Source organism: Rhodococcus sp. HM1 (assembly GCF_023218075.1).
Taxonomy (GTDB): Bacteria; Actinomycetota; Actinomycetes; order Mycobacteriales; family Mycobacteriaceae; genus Rhodococcus.
The window spans coordinates 63,181-82,767 of sequence record NZ_JALPTB010000007.1 but is presented as its reverse complement, the minus strand read 5'-3'; the positions used below and the strand labels follow the sequence as shown (position 1 = coordinate 82,767).

Below are 19,587 nucleotides of genomic sequence, written 5' to 3'. Positions count from 1 at the left end.
ATCTGTGAAGTGCGTCGACCGGTGCCCGGTGTTCGAGGCCCTCCCGGTAAACTGCTGTTCGTCCGGTGTCCGTCCCCGGGCGCCAGCACTACTACCGAGGAGCAGCACGTGGCTCGTGTCGTCGTCGAAGTCATGCCCAAGGCCGAGATTCTCGACCCCCAGGGCCAGGCCATTGTCGGGGCGCTGTCGCGGCTGGGCTTCCCGGGCGTATCCGATGTCCGCCAGGGGAAGCGCTTCGAGCTCGAGATCGACGGCAGCGTCGACGACGCCGAGCTCGAGAAGATCGCGGAGGGTCTGCTCGCCAACACCGTGATCGAGGACTGGACGGTGCGCCGGATCGACGGTGAAGCATGAGCCGCATCGGAGTCATCACCTTCCCGGGCACGCTCGACGACGTCGACGCGGCCCGCGCGGTCAAGCTCGCCGGCGGTGAGGCCGTGAGCCTGTGGCACGGCGACGCCGACCTCAAGGGTGTCGACGCGGTCATCGTGCCCGGCGGCTTCTCCTACGGCGACTACCTGCGTTGCGGCGCGATCGCGCGCTTCGCGCCCGTGATGGGCAAGGTCGTCGAGGCGGCCAAGGGCGGCATGCCGGTGCTGGGTATCTGCAACGGCTTCCAGGTGCTGTGCGAGGCGGGCCTGCTGCCCGGCGCGCTCACCCGCAACGAGGGCCTGCACTTCATCTGCCGCGACCAGTGGCTCAAGGTCGAGTCGAACTCGACCGCATGGACCTCCCGCTACGAGGCCGGGGCCGAGATCCTCGTTCCCCTCAAGTCCGGGGAAGGCCGCTACCAGGCGTCGCAGGAAGTGCTCGACGAACTCGAGGGCGAGGGTCGCGTCGTGTTCCGGTACGCCGGCGACAACCCGAACGGCTCGCAGCGCGGAATCGCCGGCATCGCGTCGGCGAACGGTCGCGTCGTCGGCCTGATGCCGCACCCCGAGCACGCGACCGAGCCGCTCACCGGCCCCAGCGACGACGGTCTCGGCATGTTCTACAGCGTTCTGGACGCGGTCGTCTCCGCCTGACCGAATCCGGTACCCCGGCGATGGGTGCCTCTCCGTCGTTCGACGACGGGGAGGCACCCATCGCTCGTTTCGGCGGCGGTGAACGCCGGTGGAAATGTTCCTCTCCTGAAGTGGATGTCTTATTCTCGCGTGATGGATGTTCAGGCCGTTCACGACAAGCTCGAAATCAAGGAGCTTCTCTACCGCTACGCGCGGTCCGTCGACACCAAGGACTGGAAGGCGCTCGCCTCGGTCTTCACCGACGACGCGCACCTCGACTACAGCTCCGTCGGATATCCGCCGGGCTCACGTGACGAGGTCGTCGCGATCCTGTCCCGCGCGCTCGACGCGGTGCCCATGACGCAGCACTTCATCAGCAACATCCAGATCAGCCTCGACGGCGACCGCGCCGACGTGACCGCGATGTTCTACAACCCCATGCAACTGCCCGGAATGGACGCGCTGTCGTTCTGCGGCGGCAACTACCACCATCGCGTCGTACGCACCGCCGACGGCTGGAAGAGCGAGCACCTGGTCGAGGAGAACCTCTGGTTCGTCAACCCGCCGGCTCGGCAGAACTAGAGATCCCGAGACAAGGACGAGGGGCTCCGTCGCTGTCCCGATCAGCGGCAAAGCCCCTCGTCCCGAGTGTCCGGGAGCCGACCCCCCGATCGGGTCCCGGATCGATACCGGAATCCTCCCCCAAGGCGCGGTATCGATGATCATTCTGCCCGCTTCACCCACCAGTTTCCTGAGTAGGAATACGCATCTTTGTGGTGTTTCCTTGTGGCGGTCCCAGGCGCCACAAAGGCACACGGGAAGCGTTAGCTTCACTGCATGGCACTCAGCATCGGCATGATCACATTCGACAGCACCGATCCCGGACCGCTCGCCACCTGGTGGGCCGAGCAGACGGGCGGGCGCATCGACCAGGACAACGGTGGATTCTTCTACATCGTCGCCCTGCCGGACTCGCCGCAGCGGCTCGGCTTCCAGAAGGTCGCCGACCCCACGCCGGGCAAGAACCGCGTCCACCTCGACCTCGGCACCGAGAACCTCGACGACGAGGTCGCGCGGCTCGTGGCCGCCGGTGCGACCGAGGTGCACCGCGAGGACATGGGCGCGTTCCGCTGGGTGACGCTGACCGACCCGGACGGCAACCACTTCTGCGTCGCCTCCGGTCACTGACTATTTGCCGGTGTTGCGTTGTGGCGGTCCCAGGCGCCACAACGCAACACCGGAAGCGGCAGCTTCACCTGGTGTGGATTCCTCGCGGTGGTGCGAGGATGCAGGAATGTCTTCTCTCACACGCGCCGACGCCCAGGGGCTGTGCAATTTCGTCGACCTGTCACCGTCACCGTTCCACGTGTGCGCGACCGTCGCGGCCATGCTCGCCGACGCCGACTTCGACGAACTGGCCGAGACGCAGCCCTGGCCGACCGAGCCCGGGCGGTACTACGTGATCCGCGGTGGCTCGCTCATCGCGTGGACCACCGAGGGGGAGGGCGCGACGGACGCGTCCGGCACGACCCGGCCGTTCCGGATCGTCGGCGGGCACACCGACAGCCCCAACCTTCGGGTCAAGCAGCATCCGGACCTGGTGTCGGCCGGCTGGCGGACCGTCGGCCTCGAACCGTACGGCGGGGCGTGGCTGAACTCGTGGCTGGACCGCGACCTCGGTGTCTCCGGCCGCCTGACGGTGCGCAACGGCGCGACCGCCTCGGACGTGCTCGTGCACGTCGACGACCCGATCCTGCGGGTTCCGCAGCTCGCGATCCACCTGTCGGAAGACCGCAAGGGCGTGCAGCTCGACCCGCAACGCCACGTGAACGCCGTGTGGGGCGTGGGTACCGAACCGCGGTCGTTCATCGGCTATCTCGCCGACCGGGCCGGGGTGGCCGCGGACGCGGTGCTCGGCTGGGAACTCATGACCCACGACCTGGCGCCGAGTTCGCTGGTCGGGGTGGACGGCGATCTGGTCAGCGCACCGCGCCTGGACAACCAGGGCACCTGCTACGCGGGCGTGCACGCGCTGCTCGCCGCGGCCGAGCACGTCGTCCGGAACCCGGGCCCGTCCCCGATGCTCGTGCTGTTCGACCACGAGGAGGTCGGCAGCATGTCGGACCGCGGGGCGTTCTCCGACCTGTTGAACTCGGTGCTCGAGCGGATCGTGCTCGCGCGCGGCGGAGGTCGCGAGGAGTTCCTGCGCACCCTGGCCGGGTCGATCGTCGCCTCCGGGGACATGGCGCACGCGACGCACCCGAACTATGCGGAGCGGCACGAGCCGTCGCATCGGATCGAGGTGAACGGCGGACCGGTCCTCAAGGTCAACCAGAACCTGCGGTACGCGACGGATGCGGCCGGCGCCGCGGCGTTCGCCCTGGCCTGCGACCAGGCCGGGGTGCCGCTGCAACGCTACGTGCACCGCGCCGACCTGCCGTGCGGTTCGACGATCGGGCCGATCACCGCGTCGCGCACCGGGCTGACCACGGTCGACGTGGGCGCCCCGCAGCTCGCGATGCACTCGGCCCGCGAGCTGATGGGCGCCGCCGATGTCGGCTCCTACGCGGACGCTCTGACCGCCTTCCTGACACCGGCGGCCTGACCGATCCGGTCCGGCCGGATCGGGCTCACGTCCGGCGGTGGTACGCGACCGCGAGTCGTGCGAGTGCCACGGCTCCGACGAGCAGACCGAAATCGCGCAGCGCGATGTCGTAGTAGCCGGAGTAGGTCAGCAGGTTGACGATGATCCCGGCGAGCCATGCGGCGACGACCCAGGCTCCGATCCGGGGTGCGACGGCGACGAGGATGCCGGCCGCGATCTCGATGACACCGACGAGGTACATGGCCTGCTGCGCGGTGCCGGGGAGGATGTCGTCGATCCACGTGGCCAGGTAGCCGGGCCAGTCGGTCAGCAGGTTGGTGAACTTGTCGAGCCCGAACAGGATCGGGGCGACGGTGAAGACCGTGCGCAGTGCCAGAAACGCCTGGTAGCCGGGGTCGTGGAGGTCTGTGCGCGCGGTGATGGCGGTGGGGGATGAGGTGGTGGACATGACGGGTCTCCCTCTGTCCGAGTTCTAAAAACTATCTGCACTGATTTTAGAATCGGCGGCGACATTTGGTCAACGAAAATCGGTTTTACAATCGAGGGATGGATCGCGCGCAGCAATCGGGGATCGCCGCCCTCGCGGCACTCGGCGAACCCGCCCGGAGCCGGCTCTACGACTACGTCGTGAGCCGTCGCGAACCGGTGGGACGCGACGAGGTCGCCGCCGCCCTGGGTATCGCCCGCACGACCGCAGCCTTCCATCTCGACCGGCTCGTCGAAGAGGGGTTGCTCGAGGTCGAGTTCGCCCGCCGGAGCGGGCGCACCGGGCCGGGAGCCGGACGCCCCGCGAAGTTGTATCGCCGGGCCGCCCGGCAGATCGACGTAACCCTGCCCGCGCGGCGCTACGAATTGGCGGGCCGGTTGCTGGCGGATGCGGTCGACGAGTCCGACCGCACCGGCGAATCGCCGCGCGCGATCCTGTCGCGGCGCGCGGCCGAACTCGGCCGGCGGATCGGGGAGGACGCCGCCGGCGAGCGGACGGCCGAGGTCCTCGCGGATCACGGATTCGAACCGCTCGACGACGGGGGCGCCATCCGCCTCGGCAACTGCCCGTTCCATGCGCTGGTCGACGGGCACACCGACCTGGTGTGCGGCATGAACCTCGACCTGCTCACGGCGCTGCTCGAGGGCCTGGGCGACCGCACGCTGCGCGCGTGCCTGGATCCCGCGCCGGGTTTCTGCTGCGTCCGATTGGTGCCGTCCGACCGGATCGACCCCGCCTAAGGCCCACGTGGAGCCGTCCGCGATGCGAGACTGAGTGCACCTTCCCGCCGAGGACGAACGGTGGTGATCGATGATGAGCGGTCCGTCGTTCCCCGACCATCTGCTGACGGTCGACGAGTGGGCGGCCCTGCCCGAGTACGAGCGCTACCGGCTCGAGCTCTCCGAAGGGGTCCTCGTCGTGTCCCCGCACCCCGGGTACCTGCACCAGCACGTCACGTTCGCACTGGTCGACGCGCTCGCCGAGCAACTCCCCGACGAGCTGTGCGTCCTCGGTGACGTCGAGGTGCTGCTCCCCGGCGAGCCGCCGACGGTCCGCTGCCCGGACGTGATCGTCGTCGACCGGGCCCTCGTCGAGGCCGATCCGGACCGTGCGACCGCCGCCGATGTGCGGCTCGTGGTCGAGGTGACGACCGCCGGAAGCGGACGGACCGACCGGGTCACGAAGTTCTCCGAATACGCGGAGAGCGGGATTCCGCAGTACTGGATCGTCGATCTCACCGAACCGGCCGTGCTCGCGGCGTTCACCCTCGAAAACGGGTGGTACCGATTCGACGGCGAACAGGCGGGAACGATGACGCTGCCCGTGGCCGGTCGTGACGTGAGCGTGGACCTGGAAGCGCTCACCCTCATGCGGGCGAACACCCGGGGCGTGTCCGCCGACGCACCGGTGGCACCCGATGACGGTCCCCCCCGATAGACTGGCCGCGGCAGTGCGCGCCCGGCCTGCCGTTTCGATCCCAGAGTGAAGGGACCCGACGCCCAGTGTCACCGCAGGTGGATACCGTCACCCACGCCGCCGAGACTTCCGATCTTGCTCAGCCGTACGCCGAGCTGGGTCTGAAGGACGACGAGTACGCCCGCATCAAGGAGATCCTGGGCCGCCGTCCCACGGACGCCGAACTGGCGATGTACTCCGTGATGTGGTCCGAGCACTGCTCCTACAAGTCGTCGAAGGTCCACCTGCGCTACTTCGGGGAGACCACCACCGACGAGATGCGTTCCTCGATGCTGGCCGGCATCGGCGAGAACGCCGGTGTCGTCGACATCGGCGACGGCTGGGCGGTGACCTTCAAGGTCGAGTCGCACAACCACCCCTCGTACATCGAGCCCTACCAGGGCGCGGCCACCGGTGTCGGCGGCATCGTCCGCGACATCATGGCGATGGGTGCGCGCCCGATCGCGGTCATGGACCAGTTGCGTTTCGGTGCCGCGGACCATCCCGACACCCGCCGCGTCGTCGACGGCGTGGTGCGCGGTGTCGGTGGCTACGGCAACTCCCTCGGCCTTCCGAACGTCGGCGGCGAGACCGTGTTCGACGCCTCCTACCAGGGCAACCCGCTGGTCAACGCGCTGTGCGCGGGCGCGATGCGCGTCGAGGACCTGCACCTGGCGTTCGCGTCCGGCACCGGCAACCGCATCATCCTGTTCGGTGCCCGCACCGGCCTCGACGGCATCGGCGGCGTCTCCGTCCTCGCGTCCGAGACGTTCGACGACAGTGCAGGCGGCCGCCCGAAGAAGCTGCCGAGCGTGCAGGTCGGCGACCCGTTCACCGAGAAGGTGCTCATCGAGTGCTGCCTCGACCTGTACCGCGAGAAGCTGGTCGTCGGCATTCAGGACCTCGGCGGCGCCGGCCTGTCCTGCGCGACCTCCGAGCTCGCCGCCGCCGGTGACGGCGGCATGCGCATCCACCTCGACCGGGTCCCGACCCGTGCGAAGGGCATGACCCCCGCCGAGGTGCTGTCCTCCGAGTCGCAGGAACGCATGTGCGCGGTCGTCGCGCCCGAGAACGTCGAGGCGTTCATGGCGGTCTGCAAGAAGTGGGACGTGCTGGCGACCGACATCGGTGAGGTCACCGACGGCGACCGCCTGGTTATCACCTGGCACGGCGAGACCGTCGTGGACGTGCCGCCGCGCACCGTCGCACACGAGGGCCCGGTCTACGAGCGTCCCGTGCAGCGTCCGGACTCGCAGGACGCGCTGATCGCCGACACCACCGCCGGCCTGAAGCGCCCGGAGACGGCCGACGAACTGAAGGCCACGCTGCTGAAGATGCTCGCGTCGCCGGCGCTGTGCAGCCGCAAGTGGATCACCGAGCAGTACGACCGCTACGTGCGCGGCAACACCGTGCTGGCGGAGAACGCCGACGCCGGTGTGGTCCGCATCGACGAGGAGACCGGCCGCGGTATCGCCCTGGCGACCGACGCGTCGGGCCGCTACACCCAGCTCGACCCGTACGCGGGCGCGCAGCTCGCGCTCGCCGAGGCGTACCGCAACGTCGCCACCACGGGCGCGACCCCCAAGGCCGTGTCCAACTGCCTCAACTTCGGTTCGCCGGAGGATCCGGCCGTGATGTGGCAGTTCCAGCAGGCGGTGCGCGGCCTCGCCGACGGATGCGCCCAGCTCGGCATCCCGGTGACCGGCGGCAACGTCAGCTTCTACAACCAGACCGGCTCGACCGCGATCCTGCCGACCCCGGTCGTCGCGGTGCTCGGCGTCATCGACGACGTGCATCGTCGTATCCCGACCGGCCTGGGCCTCGAGCCCGGCGAGACGCTCATCCTGCTCGGCGAGACCCGCGACGAGTTCGACGGATCGATCTGGGCGCAGGTCGAGCACAACCACCTCGGTGGTGTGCCCCCGAAGGTGGACCTCGAGCGCGAGCGGCTCATCGCGGAGATCCTCGTCGCCGGTTCGCGCGACGGCCTGATCTCGGCGGCCCACGACCTGTCCGAGGGCGGCCTCGCCCAGGCGGTCGTCGAAGCGGCGCTCGCCGGTGAGACCGGTTGCCGGATCCTGCTTCCCGAGGACGCGGACCCGTTCGTCACGCTGTTCTCCGAATCCGCCGGCCGGGTGCTGGTCGCGGTGCCGCGCACCGAGGAGTCCCGCTTCACGGGGATGTGCTCGGCGCGCGACCTGCCGTGGGTGCGGATCGGTGTCGTCGACGAGGGTTCGGATTCCGTGGAGGTGCAGGGTCGGTTCGCGGTGACCCTGGCCGAGCTGCGAGAGGTCTACGAGGGCACTCTTCCCGCTTTGTTCGGGTAGCCATGGCCAGTACCCAGGTCGATCGGTTGGCGTTGATCGAGGCTCGCCAGGGCCGGGTCATCGCCGCGGTCACCGATTTCGGTGACCGTCACCCCCTCACCGCGCGGGTGTGGGGGTGGCTGAGCCTGGATTTCACCGGTATCGCCTTCGCGGCGTTGTTCTTCTGCTGGTCGCTGTCGCCGTCGCTGCTGCCGCGCGACTGGTTGTTCCAGGGTCTCATCGGCGGTATCAATGCGGCGATCGGCTACGGCGTCGGATGTGCGGTGGGCTGGGCCGTCTACCGGTTCGTGTTGTCGTGGGCGCGTTGGTGGCCGCCGCCGATCCCCGTGCTGCGGGCGATCAAGGTCGCGGTGCCGGTCGCCGCGATCGTCGCGTCTCTGATGGCGTTGGTGTTCTCGGCGGTCCAGCAGCGTCAGCTCGCGGCGCTGATGGGCGCGGAGGGCACGACGACCAGCGGCTACCTGCGCACCCTGGCGCTGGCGCTCGCGGTCTCCGGCCTGCTCGTGGCCCTCTGGCGCGGTCTGCGCGACATCGGCAGATGGATTGCGTGGCAACTGATCCGGCGTCACCTTCCGGCCGGTCTCGCGCGCACCCTCGGCGTGCTCGTGGTCGTGCTGGTGACGGCCATGCTCATCGACGGCGTCCTGATCCGGGGGACGTACGCGATCGTCAACTCCGCGTTCAGCATCCAGGACGCCGAGACCCGGCCCGGTGCCGTCCAGCCGATGAACCCGGAGAAGTCCGGCAGTCCCGAATCGCTGGCCCCGTGGGACACCCTCGGTTTCGAGGGGCGCAACTTCGTCTCCCGCGGACTCCACGCCGGCGAACTCGAAGCCGTCAACGGCACCCCCGCGAAGGAACCCATCCGCGTGTACGTCGGGCTCGGCACCGCCGACACCGTCGAGAAACGCGCGGACCTGGTGATCGACGAACTCGAACGCACCGGAGCCTTCGACCGCAAGGTGCTGGTGATCATCCCGACGACCGGTACGGGCTGGGTGAACCCCACCGCCGCGCAGGCCATGGAATTGGTCCACAACGGCGATCTCGCGATGGTCGCGTGGCAGTACTCGTTCCTGCCCAGCTGGATCTCGTTCCTCGCCGACCGGGACAAGGCCGCCGAAGCCGGCCGGATCCTCGTCGACCGTGTCCACGAACGCTGGCTCGCCCAGCCGCCCGACCGGCGACCCGAGCTGTACGTCTACGGGGAGAGCCTCGGAACCCAGTCGGGGGAGGGGGCTTTCGACACCCTCGCCGACATCCGCGAGACCGTGGACGGGGTGCTGTGGGTGGGGCCGCCCAACGCCAACCGGCTGTGGCATCAGCTCGTCGATCGCCGCGACCCCGGCACGCCCGAGGTGCAGCCGGTGTACGCCGACGGCATGGTCGTGCGGTTCACCGACGACGCGGAAGACCTCGACAACCCGCCCAGCCCGTGGTTGAACCCGCGCGTGCTGTACATCCAGCACGCGTCCGACCCGGTGGTGTGGTGGTCGACCGACCTGCTGTTCACACGGCCCGACTGGCTGTCCGAACCCCCCGGGCCGGACCGGCTGCCGCAGATGCGCTGGTTCCCGATCGTCACGTTCTGGCAGGTTTCGGCGGATCTGACGAACGCGGCCGGCGTACCCGACGGACACGGCCACAACTACGGCACCGAGGTGCTCGACGGATGGGTCGCGGTGACCCAGCCGGAGGGCTGGACCTCCACCGACACCGAACGGGTGCGGTTCGCGCTCGAGGCGCTCGCCGGCACCCAGGGGCCGGAGAAGTGACCCGCTTCGGCCTCGTGGGACCGGCTGTCGCGGCGGGAGCGGTCGTGTGGAGCGCGACCCTGCCGTCGGCACCGCTCGGCGCGCACGGGCGCACGTGGGCGTCGGCAGGGGTGGGCGTGTGCGCGGTGGTCGCCGCCCGCGCGTCGGGCATGAACCGCACCGAGCTGGGGCTCGACCCCGCCCGCGTCCCGTCCGGATTGCGCTGGGGCGGTGCGGTCGCGGCGGCGGTCCTCGGTGGCTACGTGCTCGCCCTGACCGTACCCGTGGTACGCGACCGGATCGCGGACTCGGCCGGAGCCGGCCGCGACGACTTCTGGACCTGGATCACGTTGCACATCCCGGTGGGGACCGTGCTCGCGGAGGAACTGCTGTTCCGCGGGGTCCTGACACCGCTGGTGAGCCCCGCGGTGCACGCCACCGCGTTCGGGTTGTGGCACGTGCGGCCGGCGATGATCGCGGGGGACAGCGTCGTCGGGACGGTCGCGGTGACCGGCCTGGCCGCGCTCGGTTTCGACTGGTTGCGCCGGCGCAGCGGCAGCGTCCTCGCGCCCGCCCTCGCGCACCTGGCGATCAACACCGGGGGAGCGGCCGCGGCACGTCTGATGGGGACCCGGCGCCGCCTGCGCGTGTCCTAGGCTGCCTACCCGTGGCACCCCGCAAACCCGTCGACCCCGCCGAACTCAGAGACGCCCTGCTCCGGGTCGCGCCGTGGCTGCGCGGCGAAAGCGACGACCGGCCGGCGCGGGCGGATCTCGCCGCGGCGGTCCGGCTCAGCGCTCGCACCCTCGAGCAGGTGGCGCCGGGAGCCAGCGTGGAGGTGCGGGTACCGCCGTTCGTGGCGGTGCAGTGCATCGAGGGGCTGCGGCACACCCGCGGCACACCGCCGAACGTCGTCGAAACCGAGCCCCGCACCTGGCTGCTGCTCGCGACCGGCCTCCTCGGATACGACGACGCGGTCGCGTCCGGGAAGCTCGATGCGTCCGGGAGCCGGGCCGCGGAGATCGCCCACTGGCTGCCGCTGATGCGGGTCGTGTGACGAGTCCCGGATAGGGCTTACCGGAACCTGCTCGTAGAATGGGTATGCCCCGCCCTTGTCCAGCCCCAGGGAGCACCCCGGTGACCAGTGCCGATCTGTCGGTCCACACTCGCAATCTTCTCGCCTCCGATGAACCCGAAAACGAGCCTCGCGAGGAGTGCGGCGTCTTCGGAGTCTGGGCTCCCGGCGAGGACGTGGCGAAGCTCACGTACTACGGCCTCTACGCGCTGCAGCACCGCGGACAGGAAGCGGCCGGCATCGCCGTCGCGGACGGCTCGCAGGTGCTCGTCTTCAAGGATCTCGGCCTGGTGAGCCAGGTGTTCGACGAGCAGACGCTCGCCGCGATGCCCGGCCACATCGCCGTCGGCCACTGCCGCTACTCGACGACCGGTTCGACGACCTGGGAGAACGCACAGCCGATCTTCCGGACGACCGCCGCCGGCACCGGTGTCGCGCTCGGCCACAACGGCAACCTCGTCAACACCGCGGAACTCGCCCAGCGAGCCCGTGAACTGGGCATCATCGACCCCGCCCGGCCCGGTGCCGCGACCTCGGACTCCGACATCGTCGGTGCGCTCCTCGCCCACACCGTCGCCGAAGGCACCCTCGAGCAGGCCGCGATGAAGCTCTTCCCGAAGCTGCGCGGCGCGTTCTGCCTGACCTTCATGGACGAGCACACCCTGTACGCGGCGCGCGACCCGTGGGGCATCCGCCCGCTGTGTCTGGGCCGCCTCGACCGCGGCTGGGTCGTCGCGAGCGAGACCGCGGCCCTCGACATCGTCGGCGCATCCTTCGTCCGCGACATCGAGCCCGGTGAGCTGCTCGCGATCGACGCCGACGGCGTGCGGTCGTCGCGGTTCGCGAACCCCGAGCCCAAGGGCTGCGTCTTCGAGTACGTCTACCTCGCCCGTCCCGACTCCACGATCGCCGGCCGGTCGGTGCACGCGACGCGTGTCGAGATCGGCCGTCGTCTCGCGAAGGAACACCCGGTCGACGCGGATCTGGTGATCCCGGTGCCCGAGTCCGGGACACCCGCCGCGGTCGGTTACGCGCAGGGTTCGGGCGTGCCCTACGGGCAGGGCCTGATGAAGAACGCCTACGTGGGCCGCACCTTCATCCAGCCCAGCCAGACGATCCGTCAGCTCGGTATCCGGCTCAAGCTCAACCCGTTGCGCGAGGTGATCCGCGGCAAGCGGCTCGTCGTCGTCGACGACTCGATCGTGCGCGGCAACACCCAGCGCGCCCTGATCCGGATGCTGCGCGAGGCAGGGGCTCTGGAGATCCACGTGCGGATCGCGTCCCCGCCGGTCAAGTGGCCCTGCTTCTACGGCATCGACTTCGCCTCCCCGGCGGAGCTGATCGCCAACGGCAGCGGCACCCGCGACGACGCCGCACACGTCTCCGAACACGACTTCGACGAGATGGTCGAGATGGTGCGCCGCTCGATCGGCGCCGACTCGCTCGGCTACATCTCCATCGACGGCATGATCGGCGCGACCGAGCAGCCCGCCTCACGGTTGTGCGCGGCCTGCTTCGACGGTCGCTACCCGATCGCGCTGCCGAAGGAGCACGCCGTCGGCAAGGACGTCCTCGAGGGCGTCGTCGACGTCGAATCGGACACCCCTACGGTCCTCGACAACGACAACGCGGACGCGTTGAGCCGTCCCTGAGGTCCGGACTTTTCTCTCCTCGCGCACCGACGGTCCCGGCCGGTCCGGTACCGTAGGTGCGCGGCCGGCTGCTTTCGGCGTGCACACGCGCGCCCGAACGACGGTGCCGGCACACCTGTTCACCACAACTCGAGGCTGGAGCCGACAACCCATGACCGAGGACACAACCCCCGGAGCTTCCTACGCAGCGGCGGGCGTGGACATCGAGGCAGGCGACCGAGCCGTCGAACTGTTCGCGCCGCTCGCGAAGAAGGCGACCCGACCGGAGGTGCTCGGCGGCCTCGGTGGATTCGCGGGCCTGTTCGCGCTCAAGGGTGACTACAAGGAGCCCCTGCTGGCGTCGTCCACCGACGGGGTCGGCACGAAGCTCGCGGTCGCGCAGGCGCTCGACAAGCACGACACCGTCGGTCTCGACCTCGTCGCGATGGTCGTCGACGACCTGGTCGTGTGCGGCGCGGAGCCGCTGTTCCTCCAGGACTACATCGCCGTCGGCCGGGTCGTTCCCGAGCGGGTCGCGGAGATCGTCGGCGGTATCGCCGAGGGCTGCATCCAGGCCGGTTGCGCGCTGCTCGGCGGCGAGACGGCCGAGCATCCCGGTGTGATGGCGGACGGCGACTACGACCTGTCCGCGACCGGTGTCGGTGTCGTCGAGGCCGACAAGCTGCTCGGCCCCGACCGGGTCCGTCCGGGCGACGTGGTCATCGCCATGGGCTCCTCGGGTCTGCATTCGAACGGCTACTCGCTCGCCCGCAAGGTGCTGCTCGAGATCGGCAAGATGAGCCTGACGGCGCACGTCGACGAGTTCAGCCGCACGCTCGGCGAGGAACTGCTCGAGCCGACCCGCATCTACGCCAAGGACTGCCTGGCGCTCGCCGCCGAGACCGAGGTCCGCACGTTCTGCCACGTCACCGGTGGTGGCCTCGCCGCGAACCTCGCGCGCGTCATGCCGAAGGGCCTCGTCGCCGAGCTGGACCGCACGACGTGGAGCCCGGCGCCGGTGTTCGGGATGATCGCCCAGCGCGGTCGCGTCGAGCGCGCCGAGATGGAGAAGACGTTCAACATGGGCGTCGGCATGGTCGCGATCGTCGCGCCGGAGGACGTCGACCGCGCGCTGGCCGTGCTCACCGCCCGGCACATCGACTGCTGGACCCTCGGTACCGTCCGCAAGGCGCAGGACCAGGACGACGTGCGGGCCGTGCTGCTCGGCGACCACCCGCGGTTCTAGCCGGATCGGCTTCCAAAGCAAAGCGCTGCGCCCGGGCCACCTGGATGGCCCGGGCGCAGCGCTTTGTGCTCAGGTGCGTGGCTGAGATCCCGGTACCGGGGAGCATCCGCGCCGGCGGGTGCGGAACCCGGACGACACACCGTGCGCGGGTGCGTCGTGCGCCAGTAAGGGGAGCCGGTGTTGCCGGCTCCCCGATCCGTGCGTGGGATTACTCTGGGTCAGCGACGCCAGTCGTCGTCCGAGTCGTCGTCCCAACCGGAGCGTTGTTCAGCGAAGACTTCGTCCCGGTGCGAGATGGGTTCACCACCAGACAACTCTCGCTGGAGGCTCTCGAAGTCGGTGGACGGCGAGCTGTACTTGAGTTGCCGTGCAACCTTGGTCTGCTTTGCCTTAGCCCGGCCGCGGCCCATGGCTAACCCCCTCGCGCTTTGACGGGGCGGCCTGGGGAATTTGGCGGCCCCGGTGATGTGAGTATTTTCCTGCGCTCCACTCTAGCGTGGAAAAGTTCGTTCCGCCTCCACACACCCCTCCAGGGCCGTGTCCGATGCGTCTCACCTGGGCACGACCTGCGGCGACAGCGCGGTTCGTCGGGGGTTCGTCTGGCGATCGGAGGTCAGAACACCCCCGGAATCGCGCGAACGGTGCCCACACGCTTGCCTCCACCGAGCACCGGCTGCGAGGCGAGCGTCGCGAGTTCCTCCGACAAGTCGACACCGAGACGGTGCAGCAGCGCCGCGGTCAACGGCAGCCGGGCGCGTTCGTGACCGTCGTCGATCTTGAACGCGAACGCGGTGCCGTCCGGCAGCGCGCCGGCGTGGATACCGTCGGCCCCTGCCTTGCACATCAGGCCCGGCACCGCGGTCATCAGGCGGACGTCGTCCTTGCCGGTTCCGGAGATCAGGAACGGGTGGGCGCGCAGCGCGTCGGCGACCGCCCGCTCGGGAGTGTCCGGGGCCGCGGTGACGAGCCGCGAGTACGCGCTCGCGAGGTTGAACAACGGCAGTGGAACGATGGGCAGGCCGCAGCCGTCGATGCCGAGTTCGGCGTCCTCGAAGTCGCCGGCCAGGTCCAGGACGGTGTCGACGACGGCCTGCTGCAGCGGATGGGCCGGGTCGAGGTAGGTGCGCGGATCCCAGTCGCTCGCGGCGCACGCGGCGAGCATCGCGGCGTGCTTGCCGGAGCAGTTCATGTACACCGTCCGCGGCGGCCGCCCGGACGCGAGGACCTCGGCGCGGGCCAGTTCGTTGCCCGGCAGGTCCGCCGGGCACTGCAGGTCGGTCTCGTCGAAGCCGTACTCGTCGAGCAGGTCCTCGACGAGCTCGACGTGCTCGGACTCGCCTTCGTGCGACGCGGTCGCGATGGCCAGCTCGGCCGTGGTGCGCGGGACGAAACCGTTTCGCAGCAGTGCCGTGGCCTGCAGCGGCTTGTTCGACGACCGCGGATAGATCGGCGTGTGCACCTCGCCCAGCGAGATCAGCACCTCGCCGCGCGGGTCCAGGACGATCAGGGACCCGCGGTGCACGCACTCGCGGAACCCGGACCGCACGACCTCCACCAGTTCGACGCTCACATCGCCCCCTGCACCTGTCGTACGGCGAGCCGCCGGCGGACCTTCTCGACGAGGGTCGGCGACAGATCCTGCTGCTGTTCGAGCAGCACCGCGAGCCGATCCGGGTCGCGTCCGGTGAACATATCCCGGACGGTGACGCCGTGTGCGGGAACGGACAGCACTTCGATCGGGTCGCCCGCAGCGACCGGGCCCTCGGCGACGACCTTCAGGTAGGCGCCGGTGTCGCCGCGCTCGGTGAAGCGTTTGACCCAGCGCGGTTCGGCCGCCCACCTTCCGAAGGTTCCGCAGGGGGTGCGCGGCTCGGTCACCTCGAGCACCAGACCACCGGTGCCGACCGCCCACCGTTCGCCGATCACCGCGTCGGTCGTCGGGATGCCGCTCAGCCGCAGGTTCTCACCGAACCAGCCCGCGGGCAGGTCCCGGCCGAGTTCGGACACCCAGCGCTGCGCCTCGTCCTCGCCGTAGACGTACACGGCCTTGTAACGGCCGCCGTGGTGCTCGGTGTCGCACTGACGGTCGCCGGTGAGGCCGTGCGGGCCGACGTGCACCGGATCGGACACAGGACGCTTGTCGATGGCCGTGACGGGAACCCGGCGGCTACCGCTGTCCCGGATCGCATGCACCACACACACCGCGTCCACCCGGCCGAGCCGGATGTCTGCGGCGGTCACCGGCCGCGCAGCCGTTCGACGGCCAGGCGGCCCGCCTGGACACCGGTGTCGTCCGGAACGGAGTCCGCGTCGATCGCCGCGGCGCAGGGTCCGGCGACCAACGCGGTTCCGGCGGGAACGGTGCGCTTGATCAATGCGAGCGCGATCGGGCCGAGTTCGTGGTGGTCGACGACGGTGCCCAGACGGCCCACGGTCCGGCCGTCGGCGGTCACCGGATCGCCGGGCTCGGGCCGTCCGTCGGCGGAACCGTCGAGGTGCAGCAGCACCAGGTGCCGAGGCGGCTTGCCGAGATTCTCGACCCGCGCCACCGTCTCCTGGCCCCGATAGCACCCCTTGTCGAGATGCACGGCACCGAAGCGGTCGGGCCCGCCGATCCAGCGGGCCTCGTGCGGGATGGTGCGCTCGTCGGTGTCGAGTCCGATGCGCGGGCGCACGGCCTCGACGCGCAGCGCCTCGAACGCCCACGTGCCGGCGGCGCGGGCGCCGGCTGCGGTGAGCGCCCCGAACACCTCGGTGAGCTTCTCCCGGGGCACCAGCAGGTCGTACGAATGGCCGGTCGGCCACGGCATGCGCCGCACGAACCCGCCGCCGGGCAGCGCGACCGCGTCGTACGGCCGGGCCGGCAGCGCCTCGAGACCCAGCGCGGCGAGGATGCGCGGGTCGCCGGACTCCGGTCCGAGCAGGCTCAGCACCGCCAGCTCGTTCCCGTCGCGGGGTTCGGCCTTGGCCCAGAAGACCATCTTGGTGAGGAACGCCAGCAGATCGGGTCCGCGCCCGGGTTCGGTGTCGATCCACGTGACACCGTCCAGATCGGTCTGCACGAAGTGGTGTTCGATGCGCCCGTTGGCGTCCAGGCTCAGGTTCTCGGCGGAGGTGCCGTCGGGCAGCGCTGCGACGTGCTGGCTCGAGATCGTGTGCAGCCACGAGAGCCGTTCCTCGCCGGAGATCGCGATGACGAACCGCGTCGACCGGTCGATCACCGCCGCTCCGAGCGTCGCGGCGCGCTGTTCACCGAGGGGATCGCCGTGGTGCCAGGGAAGTCCGGCATCGGGTGTGCCTGCGGGGGCGGCGACGGCGTCGGGGAGCGCGAGCAGTGGGCTTTCGGTCACGATCGGAAACTCGGCCACGACACCAGTCTATGGGGAACAAGGTCGTGGACCGCCAATGGATAGGGTGGGCGCCATGGCTGATCGGGTGCTGGTGACGCTGGACGGCGAGGTGCGGGACGCGGATGCGCCGCTGCTCCATGCCGATGATTTCGGTGTGCTGCGGGGGGACGGCGTCTTCGAGACATTGCTGGTGCGGGAGGGGCGGGCACGGACCGTCGATCGGCACCTGGCCCGGCTGGCGGCGTCCGCCGAGGCGGCGGGCCTGCCCGAACCGGATCGCGACGACTGGCGGCCGGCGATCGACTTGGCCGTCGAACAGTGGGGCAAGGACCGTGAGGGCGCGCTGCGGCTGGTGTACACCCGGGGCCGCGAGACCGGCGGTGGTCCGACCGCCTTCCTGCTGGTCACCCCGGTCGCGGAGCGGATCGAGGCGGCGCGGCGCGACGGCGTGTCGGTGGTGTCCCTCGAACGGGGATTCTCGGTGGATCTGGCGTCGCGGGCACCGTGGCAGCTCCTCGGCGCGAAGACGCTGTCGTATGCGACGAACATGGCGGCGCTGCGGCACGCCGAGTCCCTGGGTGTGGACGACGTGATCTTCGTCAGCAGCGAGGGATGCGTGCTCGAGGGTCCGCGTTCGACCGTCGTGATCGCCCGCGGCCGGACGTTGCTGACCCCGCCCCCGGCGCAGGGGATCCTGCCGGGAACCACGCAGCAGGCGCTGTTCGAGGTCGCGGAACAACGCGATTTCTCCGTCCGGTACGAAACCCTGCGCCCGGCCGACCTCATCGTCGCCGACGGGGTGTGGCTGGTGTCGAGTGTGGCGCTCGCGGCGCGTGTCCACACCCTCGACGGGCATCCTCTCGAGCGGCGGGCTCTGGACCGCGAGGTCGAGGAACTGGTCGATCTGGCGGTCGACACGATCGACTAGAGACCGCGGGCGGCAGGCTCCGGGTGAGCCGGGGGCCTCATTCGGGACGACTGTGTTTGTGGACACCGTGTCCGTATCCGGGGCAAATAGCTACTACAGTTCGTAGTAACACCGGATCGTCCTCGCGCGCGTCGCGGGGCCGATACGTTGTGCACTGAATTCGGGTGTGTCTGCCCACAGCCCGGATTCGGCGATTGTTCCTGGGCGTCACCACGGAGTTGCCATGGATGTGTTGGACCTGTCCCGGTGGCAGTTCGGCATCACCACCGTCTATCACTTCATCCTCGTCCCGCTGACCATCGGCCTCGCGCCGATGATCGCGATCATGCAGACGATGTGGGTGGTCACGAAGAAGGACCACTGGTATCGGCTGACCAAGTTCTTCGGCAAGCTGTTCCTCATCAACTTCGCACTCGGTGTCGCCACCGGCATCGTCCAGGAGTTCCAGTTCGGCATGAACTGGAGCGAGTACTCCCGGTTCGTCGGTGACGTCTTCGGTGCGCCGCTGGCCCTCGAAGGCCTCGTCGCGTTCTTCCTCGAGTCCACGTTCCTCGGCCTGTGGATCTTCGGGTGGACCCGGCTGCCGAAACTGCTTCACCTCGCGACGATCTGGCTGGTCGCGATCGGCGTGAACGCGTCGGCGTTCTTCATCATCTCCGCGAACTCGTTCATGCAGCACCCCGTCGGCGCGATCTACAATCCGGAGACCGGGCGCGCCGAACTCACCAGCATCTGGACGCTCCTGACCAACAACACGGCCCTGGCCGCGTTCCCGCACGCCGTCGCCGGCGCCTTCCTCACCGCGGGCACCTTCGTGGCGGGCATCGCCGGTTGGTGGATGGTCCGGAACATGAGGCGCGCCAAGGACTCCGACGACGCCGTCGAGGCGGACCGGCTCGAGGGCGACGCGCGGGGCATCTTCCGTCCGGCCGCGCGGCTCGGCATGCTCGTGATGATGATCTCCGGCGTCGCCGTGATCCTCACCGGCGACGTCCAGGCCAAGCTGATGTTCGAGCAGCAGCCGATGAAGATGGCCTCCGCGGAATCGTTGTGCCACACCGAGGTCGACCCGAACTTCTCTGTTCTGACCATCGGCACGCACAACGACTGCGACGGCGTCACCCACCTCATCGAGGTTCCGTTCGTCCTGTCCTACCTCGCCGAGGGCGACTTCTCCGGCGTCGAACTGCAGGGTGTGCAGGATCTGCAGGAGCAGTACGAGGATCAGTTCGGTCCCGGCAACTACCGGCCCAACCTGTTCGTGACGTACTGGTCGTTCCGCGCCATGATCGGGCTCGGTGCGGGCTCGCTGGCCCTGGCGCTGGCGGGACTGTGGGTCACGCGCGGCGGCCGTGTCCCCGACCAGAAGTGGTTCGGGTGGCTCAGCGTCCTCGCGATCCCGACCCCGTTCCTGGCCAACAGCGCAGGCTGGATCTTCACCGAGATGGGACGCCAGCCCTGGGTCGTGCACCCCAACCCGACCGGTGTGGACATGATCCGGCTCACCGTCGACCAGGGCGTCTCCGACAATGCCGGTGCCACCGTCATCACGTCGCTGGTTGCGTTCACCCTCGTGTACGCCGCCCTGGGCGTGGTGTGGTTCTGGCTGATCCGCCGCTACACGATCGAAGGGCCCCTGCCGCACGACGCGCACCCGCCGGGCGAGCACGACGAACCCGACGACGGCCGGCCCAAGCAACTGTCCTTCGCGTACTAGGAGAGCAC

At 69.7% G+C, this 19,587-nt stretch carries 20 protein-coding genes; 15 read left to right on the top strand and 5 right to left on the bottom strand.

Annotation, left to right across the window (positions count from 1 at the left end):
- Positions 1-108 precede the first annotated feature (108 nt).
- The 5 genes from purS to M1M07_RS06235 all read left to right on the top strand — a co-directional run bounded on the left by purS (position 109) and on the right by M1M07_RS06235 (position 3,609).
- Complete coding sequence (gene purS, locus M1M07_RS06255) at positions 109-354, top strand: phosphoribosylformylglycinamidine synthase subunit PurS (protein WP_072809682.1); 246 nt, start codon at positions 109-111, stop codon at positions 352-354.
- Positions 351-1,025 (top strand): phosphoribosylformylglycinamidine synthase subunit PurQ, encoded by a 675-nt coding sequence (purQ, locus tag M1M07_RS06250; RefSeq protein ID WP_197253387.1) that lies wholly within the window; start codon positions 351-353, stop codon positions 1,023-1,025. Before purS ends, purQ begins: the two co-directional genes overlap by 4 nt.
- 132 nt (positions 1,026-1,157) lie before the next feature.
- A complete protein-coding gene (locus M1M07_RS06245) occupies positions 1,158-1,586 on the top strand; it encodes a nuclear transport factor 2 family protein (RefSeq protein WP_197253385.1) in 429 nt (142 codons plus the stop codon).
- A 255-nt stretch (positions 1,587-1,841) separates the two neighbouring features.
- Complete coding sequence (locus tag M1M07_RS06240) at positions 1,842-2,192, top strand: VOC family protein (protein ID WP_197253384.1); 351 nt, start codon at positions 1,842-1,844, stop codon at positions 2,190-2,192.
- A gap of 106 nt (positions 2,193-2,298) precedes the next feature.
- On the top strand, positions 2,299-3,609 hold the full coding sequence (locus M1M07_RS06235; protein ID WP_197253382.1) for a M18 family aminopeptidase: 1,311 nt from the start codon (positions 2,299-2,301) through the stop codon (positions 3,607-3,609).
- A gap of 25 nt (positions 3,610-3,634) precedes the next feature.
- Here M1M07_RS06235 and M1M07_RS06230 read toward each other — a convergent pair whose 3' ends face one another.
- On the bottom strand, positions 3,635-4,057 hold the full coding sequence (locus M1M07_RS06230) for a DoxX family membrane protein (RefSeq protein WP_197253380.1): 423 nt from the start codon (positions 4,055-4,057) through the stop codon (positions 3,635-3,637).
- A gap of 98 nt (positions 4,058-4,155) precedes the next feature.
- Between M1M07_RS06230 and M1M07_RS06225 the strand changes: the two genes are divergently transcribed.
- The 8 genes from M1M07_RS06225 (at position 4,156) to purM (ending at position 13,584) form a co-directional block, all read left to right on the top strand.
- Positions 4,156-4,836 carry a metalloregulator ArsR/SmtB family transcription factor gene (locus tag M1M07_RS06225; protein ID WP_197253379.1) on the top strand — a complete coding sequence of 227 codons (681 nt, stop codon included), beginning with the start codon at positions 4,156-4,158 and terminating at the stop codon, positions 4,834-4,836.
- A 70-nt stretch (positions 4,837-4,906) separates the two neighbouring features.
- On the top strand, positions 4,907-5,533 hold the full coding sequence (locus M1M07_RS06220; RefSeq protein ID WP_248673585.1) for a Uma2 family endonuclease: 627 nt from the start codon (positions 4,907-4,909) through the stop codon (positions 5,531-5,533).
- 65 nt (positions 5,534-5,598) lie between these two features.
- A complete protein-coding gene (purL, locus tag M1M07_RS06215) occupies positions 5,599-7,878 on the top strand; it encodes a phosphoribosylformylglycinamidine synthase subunit PurL (RefSeq protein WP_248673584.1) in 2,280 nt (759 codons plus the stop codon).
- Positions 7,879-7,880: 2 nt separating this feature from the next.
- Complete coding sequence (locus M1M07_RS06210) at positions 7,881-9,653, top strand: alpha/beta-hydrolase family protein (RefSeq protein ID WP_197253374.1); 1,773 nt, start codon at positions 7,881-7,883, stop codon at positions 9,651-9,653.
- Positions 9,650-10,288: a CPBP family intramembrane glutamic endopeptidase gene (locus M1M07_RS06205; protein WP_248673583.1), complete on the top strand. Its 639-nt coding sequence runs from the start codon at positions 9,650-9,652 to the stop codon at positions 10,286-10,288. The genes M1M07_RS06210 and M1M07_RS06205 overlap by 4 nt, the downstream gene beginning before the upstream one ends.
- A gap of 11 nt (positions 10,289-10,299) precedes the next feature.
- On the top strand, positions 10,300-10,689 hold the full coding sequence (locus M1M07_RS06200; RefSeq protein ID WP_197253370.1) for a sterol carrier family protein: 390 nt from the start codon (positions 10,300-10,302) through the stop codon (positions 10,687-10,689).
- 80 nt (positions 10,690-10,769) lie between these two features.
- Positions 10,770-12,359, top strand: coding sequence for an amidophosphoribosyltransferase (gene purF, locus M1M07_RS06195; RefSeq protein ID WP_197253368.1), 1,590 nt, complete (start codon positions 10,770-10,772; stop codon positions 12,357-12,359).
- Positions 12,360-12,510: 151 nt separating this feature from the next.
- Positions 12,511-13,584, top strand: coding sequence for a phosphoribosylformylglycinamidine cyclo-ligase (purM, locus tag M1M07_RS06190; protein WP_197253366.1), 1,074 nt, complete (start codon positions 12,511-12,513; stop codon positions 13,582-13,584).
- A gap of 218 nt (positions 13,585-13,802) precedes the next feature.
- Here the strand turns inward: purM and M1M07_RS06185 are convergent, their stop codons facing one another.
- The 4 genes from M1M07_RS06185 to M1M07_RS06170 all read right to left on the bottom strand — a co-directional run bounded on the left by M1M07_RS06185 (position 13,803) and on the right by M1M07_RS06170 (position 16,952).
- Positions 13,803-13,994, bottom strand: a complete 192-nt coding sequence (locus M1M07_RS06185) for a DUF3073 domain-containing protein (RefSeq protein WP_197253364.1) — start codon at positions 13,992-13,994, stop codon at positions 13,803-13,805.
- A gap of 203 nt (positions 13,995-14,197) precedes the next feature.
- On the bottom strand, positions 14,198-15,154 hold the full coding sequence (locus M1M07_RS06180) for an asparaginase (protein WP_197253362.1): 957 nt from the start codon (positions 15,152-15,154) through the stop codon (positions 14,198-14,200).
- Positions 15,151-15,825: an MOSC domain-containing protein gene (locus M1M07_RS06175; protein WP_197253360.1), complete on the bottom strand. Its 675-nt coding sequence runs from the start codon at positions 15,823-15,825 to the stop codon at positions 15,151-15,153. Before M1M07_RS06175 ends, M1M07_RS06180 begins: the two co-directional genes overlap by 4 nt.
- Positions 15,822-16,952 (bottom strand): folate-binding protein, encoded by a 1,131-nt coding sequence (locus M1M07_RS06170; RefSeq protein WP_248673582.1) that lies wholly within the window; start codon positions 16,950-16,952, stop codon positions 15,822-15,824. Before M1M07_RS06170 ends, M1M07_RS06175 begins: the two co-directional genes overlap by 4 nt.
- Before the next feature lie 55 nt (positions 16,953-17,007).
- Here M1M07_RS06170 and M1M07_RS06165 point away from each other — a divergent pair, with 55 nt between their 5' ends.
- Complete coding sequence (locus tag M1M07_RS06165) at positions 17,008-17,862, top strand: aminodeoxychorismate lyase (RefSeq protein ID WP_248673581.1); 855 nt, start codon at positions 17,008-17,010, stop codon at positions 17,860-17,862.
- Between the two features lie 223 nt (positions 17,863-18,085).
- Positions 18,086-19,579 (top strand): cytochrome ubiquinol oxidase subunit I, encoded by a 1,494-nt coding sequence (locus M1M07_RS06160; protein ID WP_197253251.1) that lies wholly within the window; start codon positions 18,086-18,088, stop codon positions 19,577-19,579.
- The last annotated feature ends 8 nt before the right edge of the window (positions 19,580-19,587 follow it).

Bases quoted from the DNA above. Each gene is read 5' to 3' on its own strand.
- M1M07_RS06230 (WP_197253380.1), bottom strand. From the start codon at position 4,057: ATGTCCACCACCTCATCCCCCACCGCCATCACCGCGCGCACAGACCTC.
- M1M07_RS06160 (WP_197253251.1), top strand. From the start codon at position 18,086: ATGGATGTGTTGGACCTGTCCCGGTGGCAGTTCGGCATCACCACCGTC.
- purM (WP_197253366.1), top strand. From the start codon at position 12,511: ATGACCGAGGACACAACCCCCGGAGCTTCCTACGCAGCGGCGGGCGTG.
- M1M07_RS06245 (WP_197253385.1), top strand. From the start codon at position 1,158: ATGGATGTTCAGGCCGTTCACGACAAGCTCGAAATCAAGGAGCTTCTC.
- M1M07_RS06220 (WP_248673585.1), top strand. From the start codon at position 4,907: ATGATGAGCGGTCCGTCGTTCCCCGACCATCTGCTGACGGTCGACGAG.
- M1M07_RS06225 (WP_197253379.1), top strand. From the start codon at position 4,156: ATGGATCGCGCGCAGCAATCGGGGATCGCCGCCCTCGCGGCACTCGGC.
- M1M07_RS06185 (WP_197253364.1), bottom strand. From the start codon at position 13,994: ATGGGCCGCGGCCGGGCTAAGGCAAAGCAGACCAAGGTTGCACGGCAA.
- M1M07_RS06240 (WP_197253384.1), top strand. From the start codon at position 1,842: ATGGCACTCAGCATCGGCATGATCACATTCGACAGCACCGATCCCGGA.
- M1M07_RS06165 (WP_248673581.1), top strand. From the start codon at position 17,008: ATGGCTGATCGGGTGCTGGTGACGCTGGACGGCGAGGTGCGGGACGCG.
- M1M07_RS06235 (WP_197253382.1), top strand. From the start codon at position 2,299: ATGTCTTCTCTCACACGCGCCGACGCCCAGGGGCTGTGCAATTTCGTC.
- M1M07_RS06210 (WP_197253374.1), top strand. From the start codon at position 7,881: ATGGCCAGTACCCAGGTCGATCGGTTGGCGTTGATCGAGGCTCGCCAG.
- purQ (WP_197253387.1), top strand. From the start codon at position 351: ATGAGCCGCATCGGAGTCATCACCTTCCCGGGCACGCTCGACGACGTC.